Here is an 11,641-nt window from a genome sequence, read left to right on the forward strand (position 1 = left end):
ACTTACTCCAGAACAAAATTAATCGGGGCTTTGAGCAGAAACTCGGTGTTGGCATCGGTGCCTGCACGGCGGAAAGGGGTGACCTGCGAGGCCATCACCGCGTCGTAGGCGGCACGGTCCAGGCGTTCAAAACCGCTGGACTTGAAGACGCTGCCGCGCACGGCGCGGCCGGCGGCGTTGTAATAAACCTTGATGATGACCACGCCGGTTTCGCCGCTGCGTTTGCTCAGCGACGGATAAACCACACGCGGCGGCCGGATGTATTCGGTTTCGCCCTGGGTGACCTCGACCAGGCGCGGCGCGGCCGGTGGGGCGGGCGGCGCGGGGGCTGGTGCGACCGGGGTCAAAACGGGCGGAGCCGGCGGTTGCGGCGCGACCACGCCGGTGGGTGCATTCGGCGTCGGCACCGGATCCGGGATGGCCACAGGCATGGGCGGTGGCGGCAGCTTGGCTGTTTTGGGCGCCGGTTTGGCCGGCGGCGGGGGCGGTGGTGGCGGCGGTGCGACCTTGGGCGGCTCGATCTCGATGATGCGGGTCAGGAGCTCGACCGGCACCACAATTTCCGCGGCCCGGCGCAACAAGCCGTTTTGCATGGCCCACAACACCAGCACATGAAACGCGATCACGCTCACGGCAATGACCAGATTGCGATTCAGAGGGAGGCGCACGGGCTGTGAGGGGGCTGAAGAGGGCGAAAAGGCGGGAGCGTTCATCAGGAGTCTAGTGGAGGCGGGCGCGCAATGCAGAACATGCGGTGGCTGCCCTTAGCGGCGAAAAATCCACCAGAGTGGGATGAGGGCCAGTATCAGGCTGCCGGCGAGAGCTGCAAAGAGGGAGAAAGAGGATGCCATGGGCTGCCTTCCAGGGTGTTGGTGGCGAGCTTGATGTTGGCTGTGGGGCGGCTGGCGCTGCATTGCGCCACCACGTCACGGGCACAACCTTCACACCGGCCACACTGGGTGGCCACACCCAGTTCGAACTGGATCTCGTCGAAACCCATACCGGCATGGGCATGGCGGGCAATTTCTCGGTCGGAGATTCGGCGGCAGACACAGACGATCATGGATTGGCTTGCTGGTTGGTCATTCGGTGATGGGATTATAAATGCGAATCTATCGCATTTGCAATACATTGACGCCAACGAGGTTAATCCAGCCTGAAAAGCAGGGCCCGCGATGTCTGCTCCAGGGTCGCGCAGCCGCTGAGGGCCATCGCAATTTCCAGTTCATCACGCAGCAGACGCAACACGTGAGCCACGCCCAATGCGCCCGCATTCGACAGGCCGTAGAGGTAGGGCCGTCCAACCAGCACGGCGGAGGCCCCCAGGGCCATGGCCTTGAGGATGTCGGTGCCGCGGCGTATACCGCCATCGACCAGAAGGGGCAGCTCGCCTTTGGTGGCGTCAGCGATACGCGGCAAAACATGGGCCGTGGCGGGTGTAGTGTCCAGCGTACGGCCGCCATGGTTGGAAACGATGATGCCGGCCAGCTGCAGGGCGGCGGCCTGGCGCGCATCCTCTTCATGCAGGATGCCCTTGAGCAGCACCGGCAGACGGGTTTGGGCTTGCAGCCATTCGACGTCGGACCAGGTGGGCGCGGTGGCCAGCAAGCCATCAAACAGGGCACTCTGGCCCGGCTGCAAGGTGATGGGGGCGGGGGCGCCAAGGCCTTCCAGGTTGACCGCCGAGACATGCGGCGGCAAGCAGAAGCTGGCGCGGCGCTCGCGGTCCCGTGCGCCGCTGCAGGACGCATCCACGGTCAGCACCAGCGCCTCGTAGCCTGCCTGTTCGGCGCGCTGGACCAGTTCGCGCGTGAAACCGCGGTCATGCTGCATGTAAAGCTGAAACCACAAAGGCCCACGCTGTGCTTCGCTCAGTACCGCACGGGCCACCGATTCGAGCGGGGTGCTGGACTGTGTGCTGAGCACCAAGCCGGCCCCCTGTGCGGCGGCGGCATAAGCGCTTGCCATTTCACCGTCCGGGTGCGCCATGCGCTGGAAGGCTACCGGGGCCAGCAATACCGGATGGGCCAGGGTTCGGCCTAGCAATGTCACGCGGGTATGGCCGCCAGTCATCGCACGCAGGACACGTGGCTGCAGGGAAAGTGCATTCCAGGCGCTGTTGTTGGCACGCAGCGTGATTTCGTCTGCCGCACCGCCACTGAAGTAGGCCCAGGCGTTGTCGTCCAGCACGGTGCGGGCGTGCGCCTCATGGTCTGCCAGCGTGACGACGCCCGGCGGGATTTTTCCGAGCTCAGGAACCGGGTTCATCAGACTGAGTCACCCGGATCGGGTGCGGGCTTGCGTCCGCTGAACATGGCTGCGACCAGGTTTTCCCGGTGGCGCAGGCTGGTGAAGGCCACACCGGCCAGATGCAGCGCAATAAGGACGAGCAGCGCCCATGCCAGGGCATGGTGCAGCGTATCCAGCCAGGCCATCCCCCAGAAGTAGTCGGTGGTGTAAAGCCAGCCGGTCAGGCCCAGGCTGGCGACAAGGCCCAGCAAGAGCAGGACCATCCAGCCCCCCAAGGGGTTGTGGCCGATATAACGGGGTTCCTTGCCGGTTCGCAGCTGGTCGGCATAGTGCAAGACCTCGCCCTTACCGCAGACAAACTGGGAAAAACGCGCGTAGTGGCTACCGCAGAACCCCCAGATCACGCGGATGGCGACGACGGCCAGGGCGATATAGCCAGCAGGTTCATGTGCCTTGACAAAGCCCTGGCCGAGTGTGCTGCTCCAGGCCACCACAACTGAGGCCACGAGCACCAAGTGCAGCAGGCGAATCAGCCTGTCCCAGACCTTGATGGGTGCGGTCAAGCCGGACATCCTGGCGGTGCTCAGGCTTAAGAGGGCTGCTTGATCTCGCCCACTTTTTCAAACGTCTTGGGGTTGAAATAAATTTCGATACGCTGGCCTTTGTCGTCGAAGCCATAGACTTCGTAACAACCGTTGTCGGTTTTGACCTGGCGAACTTTCCAGCCGTCTGCCGTCAGTTTGCGCTGCAGTTCCATCTGCGTTTTCCATTCGGCTTTGGGCACATCACAGCGAAAGTCGCCATGCGCCTGGGCTGTGCCGGCAGCGGCCATGCAGAGCAGGGCCAGGGAAAGGATTGAAGCTTGTTTCATGGATTTCCTTTTTCTCACGGGTGGAGAGGGTGGTTTTCGGATTTGCGCTGTGACGGACGTCAGACATCCAGCCAGGTGCGCAGCAAATTGTGATAAGTGCCCGTCAGGCCGATCACGGAAGCATCGGTTTCGCCTATCGTGCTGCGCAGGCGTATCAGATGTGCATCCATGTCAAACAGCAGTTGTCTATGCTCGTTGCTGCGCACCATGCTCTGGATCCAGAAAAAACTCGCCAGGCGATGGCCGCGCGTGACGGGCTCCACGCGGTGCACGCTGGTGCCGGGGTAAATCACCATGTGGCCAGCCGGCAACTTGATGCGTTGCTGCTGGCCGCCGGTGTTTTCAATCACCAGTTCGCCGCCGTCGTATTCTTCGGGTTCGGATAAAAACAGCGTGCAGGAGATGTCGGTACGCACGCGTCCCGCGCCATTGCGCAGGTAACGCACGGCACTGTCGACATGGTTGCCGAAGTGGTTCGCCGCGCCTCCGTAGCGGTTGAACAGTGGCGGGGAGATCTGTTTGGGCAGTGTGGCCGAGAAAAAAACCGGATGGCGCTCCAGCCCGGCCAAGACCAAAGCCTGTAGCTCGCGCGTTTCCTGGCTGGTTTCGGGCAACTGCTCATTGTTTTTGACCTGCGCAGATTGTTCTCCTGCCGTGATGCGCCCGCTGCCCCAGGGGGCTCGGGCGAGCACGTTACGCGCCTGACGGATCTCGTCAGGACTCAGGATGTCAGGAACCTGCAGAAGCATTTAGGAATGATAAGGTCAGAAACGTGTGCCGACGGTCATTTTGAACGTGCGCGGCGCACCGGTAATCACAAACCCGGGATACAGCTGGTCGCCGTAAATCTTGTTGGCGATGTTGCTGACGTTGACCTGCATATACGTGTCCTGGGTGAACTTGTATTCCATCATGGCGTCGGCCAACATGTAACCGGCGGCCCGGGCGGTCAGCTGCGCCGCGCCGCTGGTGCCGGCAAGGGCGAAGTTTTCGCTGCTGCCATTGATGCCGCCTGCCACGCGCAGCTTGGGTGTCGCCTGGTAGCTGACCCATGCGCTGCCGCTGTGTTTGGGTGTGAGGCCCACACGTTGGCCAATGGTTGCCTGGGCCGCCGTACCGGCCGCGTCAATTTTCGCGATCGGTGTGTAGGCATACGAGAGGTAGATTTCCCATTGCGGTGTCAGACGGCCCACCACATCAAATTCAACGCCGGCCGTGTGCCGTTTACCGGACAACAGGAATGCCGTTCCGGCAAAGTCGGCATCGGTGGTGCGTTCGTTGTATTTTTCGGTGCGGAACAAGGCTGCGCGGGTCGACAGCTTGCCGTTCAGCCAATCCAGCTTGGCACCGAGTTCGATGTTGCGGCTTTTTTCAGGCGGCGTGTTCGCGGTTTGCGGCGTCGTGTACTGGTAGGTGTCCGCGTTGGTATTGAACGACGTGCCATAGGAAAAGTGGAAGGAACTGGTGGTCGTTGGCTGGTACAACACACCGCCACGGTAGCTGAAGGCCCCGATGGACATCTGGGAGTTGTCAGTTCTGGTCAGCGTGTTACCTGTGGTGGCGGCGTAAACGAGGTTGTTGAAGTCGCCTTTGAAGCGGTCATAACGCACGCCACCCAGCAGTTTCCAGTCCGGGGCAATCTGTACCAGGTCCTGGACATACGCGCCCATGGACGAGGCCGAATAATTGCTCGAATCACGATAAATCGGGGAGACAGCCAAAGTACGCCCATCATTGGGGGTGCCTATGGTGGTATTGCCCTTGTCGAAGTTGGCACCAATACCGTTGTTGGCCAGATAGCGGTTGGCGCGCTCGCTGGAGGCATCGACCCCAGTCAGGATCTGGTGTTTCATCCCCAACCAGTTGACCTCATTGGAATAGTCGCTCTGGAAATAGGTGCCCTTGAACTGGTCCTTGCGTGGCGTCAGGCCTTGCCGCTGCAGCACGGTGGATGGGTTGAGATTCGCGGCCGTGACCGTCACAGGGTTCAGGGGGGCGGCCGCAAAAGCGGCATTGGTGCCCCATTGCGCCCTGTCAAAGACGCCGCTACGGACCTGGCTGCGAAGTTCGCCGCCTTCATCAAAACGATGGATGTGCTGGGCGGTTCCATAGGTGGCCTCGCCCAGAAGGTAGTCGCTTTGGGTGCCATAAAAGTTGCCTGGCTTGACGTTGGGCACATTGCCGCCCAGGTAACGCATGCTGGACTGGGGGATATTGTCCACTTTCAGGTGAAACAGGCCCACGCTGAATTCGTCGCGGGTACCGATGCCCCAGCGGTAGGTGGGCGCAATGCCGTATTTGTCGACTTTTGCACCGCCGTTGTCGGCCTTGTTCACCATGACGTTGAGGCGCAACGCCGCTTCTTCACCGGTCCTGATGTTGAAGTCGGCCGTGGAACGCACGTAGCCGCGTGAGCCAATGGTGGTCTCGACGTCGTTCTGGTCCAGCAGCATGGGCTGCTTGGTCACCTGGTTGATGACACCGCCAGTGGAGCCCCTGCCGAACAACATGGAGGCCGAACCGCGCAAGATCTCAATGCGGTCGTAATTGAAGGTGTCCCTGTCGTATTGCGATGGATCACGCATGCCGTCGATCAGCAAATCACCCACGGTGGCGACAGGAAAACCGCGCAGGCGGATGTCCTGGTCGGTGCCGTTTTCGGTCGCAGCAAAGGTGATGCCTGCGGTGTGGTGAAGCGCATCTTTCAGGGTGTCGAGCTTGCGGTCATCAATGAGCTTTTCGGTCACGACGCTGATCGATTGCGGGATGTCGCGGATATCCTGCGTGCCCTTGCCAATATTGGTTTTTTTGGTCTGCAAGGCATCCTTGCCTTCCACTTTTTCGGTGACGGTCACCGTTTTCAGTGTTGCCTCCGCGCCAGTTGCTGCATTGCTTTGCGCCCAGCCACTCACGGACGCCGCGAGCATCAGTGCACCCAGTGGCAGCATGCCTTTTTCCGACGCAGCAGATGTGTTACGGGTGTTGCCAGCGGGGGCGGCGGAGCGGGATTTTTTGTTTCGAGCGGAGCGTGACGCTGGAACGGAAGGGTGTGCCAAGATGGCCTCCAAGCGGGGTTCAGCCTTGTGACGGCAAGGAACCGGGTTTCAGAAATGGCTTGGCTGGACTCAGCGGTCCACAGGGACGAGAGTTGGCTGGCGCGTTAAGTTTCGTTAGAAATTGTATGTCAAATGATAATGATTCGCACTAAGTTCTTTGGCGGGTGTTGCGAAAAAGCAAAATCCTTCCGCACTTGAGGCCGAACCCATGTTTGGGCGCCCCAAAGATGAGCGCCTGCGCTTATAGCGCTGCCTTGCCGTCATCCGTTCTGCTTGTCTTTGCGACGCTGCTGAAGCCGCGGGGGCTCGTTACGTTGGTCCGAATCGGGGGCTTTGCAGACCCGCGACGCTCAACGCCGCCGGAACAGCTGGATCTTGTGTTCCTGCACCGGTTTGGCCGGGCCGCAGCTGTCACAGCCGGAGCCGCAGCCGCCTTGTTTTTGCGCCAGCGTTTGCAGCCTGCGCGAGGACCGCAGGCGGCTGGAGCTGGCCATCAAGGCCGTCGCGATACGCCGCTTCAGGCTGGCCGGCAGGAATATCCATACGCTGTAGACCGCGCACAAGGCGACCACCGTGTAGACCACCAGGGATTGCAGGGGAATCGTCATCATGTGGTGAGCGCCAGCACGACGCGGTAGGTGACAAACGAAGCAGCATAAGCCAGTGCAAACAGGTAGGCGGCCATCAGCAGCGGGTAACGCCAGGAGTTGGTTTCGCGTTTGACCACGGCCAGGGTCGAGATACATTGCGGCGCAAACACATACCAGGCCAGCAGCGAATAAGCGGTGGCGATGGACCAGCTCTGGGCAATCAGCGGCGCCAGCGCCACGGCGGTATCGTCGCCGGTGGCGGACAACGCGTAGACCGTGCCGAGTGCGCCGACGGCGACTTCACGCGCGGCCATGCCGGGCACCAGGGCGATGGAGATTTGCCAGTTGAACCCGATGGGCGCAAAAATCACTCCCAGTGCCTTGCCAATCATGCCGGCAAAGCTGTACTGGATGGCCGGCCCGGTCGCGCCATCGGGCGGGCCGGGGAAGGTGGAGAGAAACCACAAAACCACCATCAACGCAAAAATAATCGTGCCCACACGCTGCATGAAAATCTGCACCCGTTGCCACAGGCCTTGCGCCAGGTTGCGCAGATTCGGCACGCGGTAGGGCGGCAGCTCCAGCATCAACGGCTGGTAGCTGTTTTTGGCCCAGGTGCGCTTGAAGACCCAGGCCACGGCCATGGCCGACAGAATGCCGAGTACATACAGCGCAAACAGGGTCAGGCCTTGCAGGTTGAAAAAGCCGATATCGCGGTCCGGGATGAAAGCGCCTATCAGCAGCGCGTACAGCGGCAGCCGGGCCGAGCAGGTCATCAGCGGCGCAATCATGATGGTGGCCAGCCGGTCGCGCGAGTGCGGGATGGTGCGTGTGGCCATGATGCCGGGAATCGCGCAGGCAAAACTCGAGAGCAGCGGGATGAAGGCGCGGCCCGACAACCCGACCTTGCCCATCACGTTGTCCAGCAAAAAGGCGGCGCGCGGCAGGTAGCCGGAGTCTTCCAGCATCAGGATGAAGAAAAACAGGATCACGATCTGCGGCAAAAACACCAGCACGCCGCCGACGCCGGCGACGATGCCGTCCACCAGCAGGCTTTGCAACAGGCCGGGCGCCAGGTTGTTCTGGATCAGCGTGCCAACCGCGGCCACGCCGTCCTTGATCAGGTCCATGGGCAGGTTGGCCCAGGCAAACACCGCCTGGAAAATTAGGAAGAGCACGGTGGCCAGCAACAGCAGGCCGTAGACCGGGTGCATCACGATGGCGTCGATGCGGTGGTTGAAACGTTTGACCTGGCCGGCGTTGGGCACCGCCGCCGCCAGGATGGCGCGCACCTGGACCTGCAGCGCGGCCGCGTCTTGCGGCTCGGTCGCTATGTTTTTGATAGCTGCTTGCGCAGGTGGGGTCTGGGCTGGAGGCCTAAAACCTTCATGATCCGCCTGCGGGACGGCATAAAAGGCGTCTTGGGCCGCCTGCAGCAAGGCCTCGCGCCCGTTGCCATGTTTTTTGCCGCCCCAGGTGCTTTGCACCGCGACGGTTTCCACCACCGGCATGCCGAGTTCGGCCGACAGCTGTTGGATGTCGATCTGCAGGCCGCGCGCCCGCGCCACGTCCATCATGTTCAGCGCCAGCACCATGGGCCGGCCCAGGGCGCGCAGCTGCAGCACCAGGCGCAGGTTCATGCGCAGGTTGGTGGCGTCGACCACGGCGATGATGCCGTCGGGCCGGCTTTCGCCGCTGCGCAGACCCATCACCACGTCATGTGTGATGGTTTCGTCGGCGGTGGCCGGGTTCAGGCTGTAGGCGCCGGGCAAGTCCATCACGGTCAACTCGCGGCCGTCGGGCAGGCGGGTATGACCTTCCTTGCGTTCTACCGTCACGCCGGCGTAGTTGGCGACTTTCTGGCGCGCACCGGTGAGCAGGTTGAACAGCGCGGTCTTGCCGCAGTTGGGGTTGCCGACCAGGGCAATACGCGGCAAGGCGGCACTGGTGACGGGGTGGACGGCGGCGCTCATGCGGGCACCTTCACCTGGATACAACTGGCTTCATGAAGGCGCAGGGCAAACACCGTGTCGCCGACCTGGACCGCAATCGGTTCGCGGCCGCCCGGGCCACGCTGCAACACGCTGACGATTTCCCCTGTCATGAAGCCGAGTTCGGCCAGTCGCTGCAGCAAAGCCGGGGTCCCGTCTTCGCCCTGGGCTGCCGTCAGGCCGAGGATGGTGGTCACCTGGTTCGGCGCCAGATCGGCGAGCAATAAAGCGGCTGTGGACAGGGCTGGGGAGGACGGCATCGCGGCAGGGGTCATAGGGCGGTTTCGGGCATGGCCGGTCGGCTTCGTATGCCACTCTTTATGAGAATCATTATTATTTGCATTGTAAATGAAACAACGCTTCCCCAGGGTGTCAACTTCCGGTAAAGACGGGGCTTTGGCCCCGTGTCAGAGCGCCCGAAACGGCACATGCCCTTCGGGGGGAACGAAATGGTCCTGATTGCGTCCGAACGTGGCCCCCTGGAGATCGCGAACAGGCTTTCAGCGGCACTCGGCGCGCTGTCAGCACCATCGTGGACGGCCTGGACAAGGCAATCGCCGCAGCCATTGCGGCCGCCAAGTGAGGGTCAGCGCGATGGCCATGGCCGCTGCGCAGACCAGCAGTACCCACAACAGGATGCCGAAGCTGGCGCCTTGCGCGGCAATGCAGGCTATCAGGCTGAGACTGATCGCTATGAAAGATATAGCGCGTTGCGCTCGCAGCTTAAGGGCCGGATAGTCATTTGATCCAAAAACACGTTCAAGGTGGCGCTCCTGGCTCAAGGCCAGCAGCGAAAATCCCCACAGGGCCAGCAAACAGGCGGCGAGCATCAGCATGGGCTCACGCATGGCTTGTGCTGCTGTCCGCGCCCCTGGCGCGCCGCGCGGTGACAGGGGCGGCTTGTGCGCGCGCCGCTTTGCGCGTGAGGCGCCGTGCCATGCCGGCCGCCAGGCCGGCGGCGGCCAGCAGCAGCAAGTCCATGCCAGCCACGGCCCAAAGTCCGTGGCCCAGCGTGTGGACGAGGTGCTGACCGGTGGTCAACCAGTTCAGCGCCACGGCCAACAGGGCCAGTCCGGCCACGGCCCATGTTTGCTCCTGCCATGCCGCGCGGGCGCGCCATGCGGCGTGGACCAAGGTGGCCAGCCAGGCCAGGTAGAAGGCCCACATCTCCAGGGCGGCGCGGCCGTGGCCCGCCAGGGTGGCATCGAGGGGTAATAGCCGGTTGGAGATAAAAAACAGCAGCGTGGCAATGACGATGCCCGGCACGCTGGCCACAGTGAGTGCCTCCACCACCCACACCCCGGCCAGGCCCTTTCTGGCATGGCTGGCGCGGCGCGATTCCAGCCAGAACAGAAAACCGGTGGCGATCATGATGCAGCCCGACAAGCCGGCCAGGAAATAAAGCCAGCGCAGCGTCCAATGCTCGAACTGGATGAAATGCAGGCCGCTGATGAAACGCTGCACACGTATCACCGGCGCGGCCTCGAAACGTTGGAGCACCGTACCGGTGGCGGCGTCCAGGTAGATCTGGTCCAGGTTCATCGTCACCATGTCGGTATAAGCGCGGCGCAGCTCCACATGGCTGTTGGCGTCGCCAGGGTGCCAGACGCGGATGAAGTCGGCCTGGCCGCCTTGCCACTGCTTTTCGGCGCCGGCCCGCATGGCGTCGAGCGAAGCCAGGGGCTGGCCGGTCGTATTGGCCTTGGCGCGGCGGTATTGCCCAAAACCTTCGGCCAGAAAAGCCTGCCGCGCATCCTTGGCCTGCGGGTAAGCGGCGTGGTGGGCACTGGGCCAGTAGATGCTGAACAGAATCACGATACCCGACAGGGCGACGGCAAAGTGAAACGGCATGGCCAGCACGCCGGTGAGGTTGTGCAGATCCAGGCTGGCGCGCTGCAGGTGTTTTTGGGGCCGAAACAAAAAGAAGTCGGCAAAGATTTTGCGGTGGATGATGACGCCGCTCACGACCAGCAGCAGCATGGCCATGCCGGCCAGCCCCACCAGCCAATAACCCACGTCCATCCACTTGATGTGCAAGCTGTAGTGAAACGGGAAAATGAAACCGCTGCCCGCCAGTGTGTCGGTGTGCGTCAGCACGGCACCGGTTTGCGGATGCAGGTAGCGCCGCTCGTTCTCGCCCTTGGCATTGCGCCAGCGCAGCTCCACGGCGGGCACCCGCTCGCTGGGCAGGCGGATGGACCATTGCGACGCGCCTTGGGCGAGGCGCTGGGCTTGCGCGGTGATGGCTCCGTCGAGTTTGACGGACTGCGCGGCCAGGCTGGGGGCCAGGCGCGTGCCCGGCATCATCCAGCGATCGATTTCGCGGTCGAAGACGCTGAGCGTGCCCATCCAGAAAATGGCCAGCAGCAGGCTGCCCATCACGACGCCGGCCCAGGTGTGCAGCCAGGCCATGGATTTACGGAAAGTGGGTTCCATCGCCGGCCTCCTTTAGCGAATGAGAAAAAGCAGGCCGCAGGCCAGCGCCGTGCCGGCCGCGAGCACGGCCCACAAGCGGGCCAGGCTGCGCACGCTGAAGGCCCACAGCAGCACCAGCAGGTAGAGCACAAAGCCCGCCATCGCCGCGCTTGCCACGGCTTCGCTGCGCGACAGGCCCAGCCGCGGCAGCCCGGCGGTGAGCAGGGCCACGCAGGCGGCGCTGAAGGCGTAGCCGCCCGGCAGCGCAGCGGTGATGCGCAGAAAAACTGAAAACCCGTTCCAGGTCATCAATGCATGGTGCTCGGCGTAGCGGGCAGGGCGGACAGGATTTTGCGGGTCATGCGGATTCCAGCTGAATAAAAAGATGGGCGGGCGGGTCAGCAAGGCAAAAGGTGCTACTGGTTTGATAGCTGCTTGCGACCGCCGCATAAGGGATGATGGCCTGTT

The 11,641-nt window shown here is 62.5% G+C and carries 13 protein-coding genes; all 13 read right to left on the minus strand.

Features of this window, described 5'->3' with window-relative positions:
• Positions 1–2 precede the first annotated feature (2 nt).
• The 13 genes from ACHMXK_RS09380 to ACHMXK_RS09440 all read right to left on the minus strand — a co-directional run bounded on the left by ACHMXK_RS09380 (position 3) and on the right by ACHMXK_RS09440 (position 11,623).
• Positions 3–668: an energy transducer TonB gene (locus ACHMXK_RS09380; RefSeq protein WP_397439698.1), complete on the minus strand. Its 666-nt coding sequence runs from the start codon at positions 666–668 to the stop codon at positions 3–5.
• 137 nt (positions 669–805) lie between these two features.
• On the minus strand, positions 806–1,063 hold the full coding sequence (locus ACHMXK_RS09385; protein ID WP_397439699.1) for a bacterioferritin-associated ferredoxin: 258 nt from the start codon (positions 1,061–1,063) through the stop codon (positions 806–808).
• A gap of 83 nt (positions 1,064–1,146) precedes the next feature.
• The gene (locus ACHMXK_RS09390; protein WP_397439701.1) at positions 1,147–2,268 is read right to left on the minus strand and encodes an alpha-hydroxy acid oxidase; all 1,122 of its coding nucleotides are present in this window, start codon (positions 2,266–2,268) and stop codon (positions 1,147–1,149) included.
• Entirely contained in the window at positions 2,268–2,822 is a 555-nt protein-coding gene (locus ACHMXK_RS09395; protein WP_397439703.1) for a cytochrome b/b6 domain-containing protein, read from the minus strand. Before ACHMXK_RS09395 ends, ACHMXK_RS09390 begins: the two co-directional genes overlap by 1 nt.
• 17 nt (positions 2,823–2,839) lie before the next feature.
• Positions 2,840–3,121: a PepSY domain-containing protein gene (locus ACHMXK_RS09400; protein WP_397439705.1), complete on the minus strand. Its 282-nt coding sequence runs from the start codon at positions 3,119–3,121 to the stop codon at positions 2,840–2,842.
• A 59-nt stretch (positions 3,122–3,180) separates the two neighbouring features.
• Positions 3,181–3,870, minus strand: a complete 690-nt coding sequence (locus tag ACHMXK_RS09405) for a Fe2+-dependent dioxygenase (RefSeq protein WP_397439707.1) — start codon at positions 3,868–3,870, stop codon at positions 3,181–3,183.
• Between the two features lie 15 nt (positions 3,871–3,885).
• Positions 3,886–6,069, minus strand: a complete 2,184-nt coding sequence (locus ACHMXK_RS09410; RefSeq protein ID WP_397439709.1) for a TonB-dependent receptor — start codon at positions 6,067–6,069, stop codon at positions 3,886–3,888.
• A 458-nt stretch (positions 6,070–6,527) separates the two neighbouring features.
• On the minus strand, positions 6,528–6,788 hold the full coding sequence (locus tag ACHMXK_RS09415) for a DUF6587 family protein (RefSeq protein ID WP_397439711.1): 261 nt from the start codon (positions 6,786–6,788) through the stop codon (positions 6,528–6,530).
• Positions 6,785–8,740, minus strand: a complete 1,956-nt coding sequence (feoB, locus tag ACHMXK_RS09420) for a ferrous iron transport protein B (RefSeq protein WP_397439713.1) — start codon at positions 8,738–8,740, stop codon at positions 6,785–6,787. Before feoB ends, ACHMXK_RS09415 begins: the two co-directional genes overlap by 4 nt.
• Positions 8,737–9,033, minus strand: a complete 297-nt coding sequence (locus ACHMXK_RS09425; protein WP_397439715.1) for a ferrous iron transport protein A — start codon at positions 9,031–9,033, stop codon at positions 8,737–8,739. Before ACHMXK_RS09425 ends, feoB begins: the two co-directional genes overlap by 4 nt.
• A gap of 246 nt (positions 9,034–9,279) precedes the next feature.
• The gene (locus tag ACHMXK_RS09430) at positions 9,280–9,606 is read right to left on the minus strand and encodes a DUF3325 domain-containing protein (RefSeq protein WP_397439717.1); all 327 of its coding nucleotides are present in this window, start codon (positions 9,604–9,606) and stop codon (positions 9,280–9,282) included.
• Entirely contained in the window at positions 9,599–11,194 is a 1,596-nt protein-coding gene (locus ACHMXK_RS09435) for a PepSY-associated TM helix domain-containing protein (RefSeq protein WP_397439719.1), read from the minus strand. Before ACHMXK_RS09435 ends, ACHMXK_RS09430 begins: the two co-directional genes overlap by 8 nt.
• 12 nt (positions 11,195–11,206) lie before the next feature.
• Positions 11,207–11,623, minus strand: coding sequence for a hypothetical protein (locus ACHMXK_RS09440; RefSeq protein ID WP_397439721.1), 417 nt, complete (start codon positions 11,621–11,623; stop codon positions 11,207–11,209).
• Positions 11,624–11,641 lie beyond the last annotated feature (18 nt).

The sequence above is a fragment of the Polaromonas sp. UC242_47 genome, from assembly GCF_044452385.1.
Lineage (GTDB): Bacteria > Pseudomonadota > Gammaproteobacteria > Burkholderiales > Burkholderiaceae_C > Polaromonas.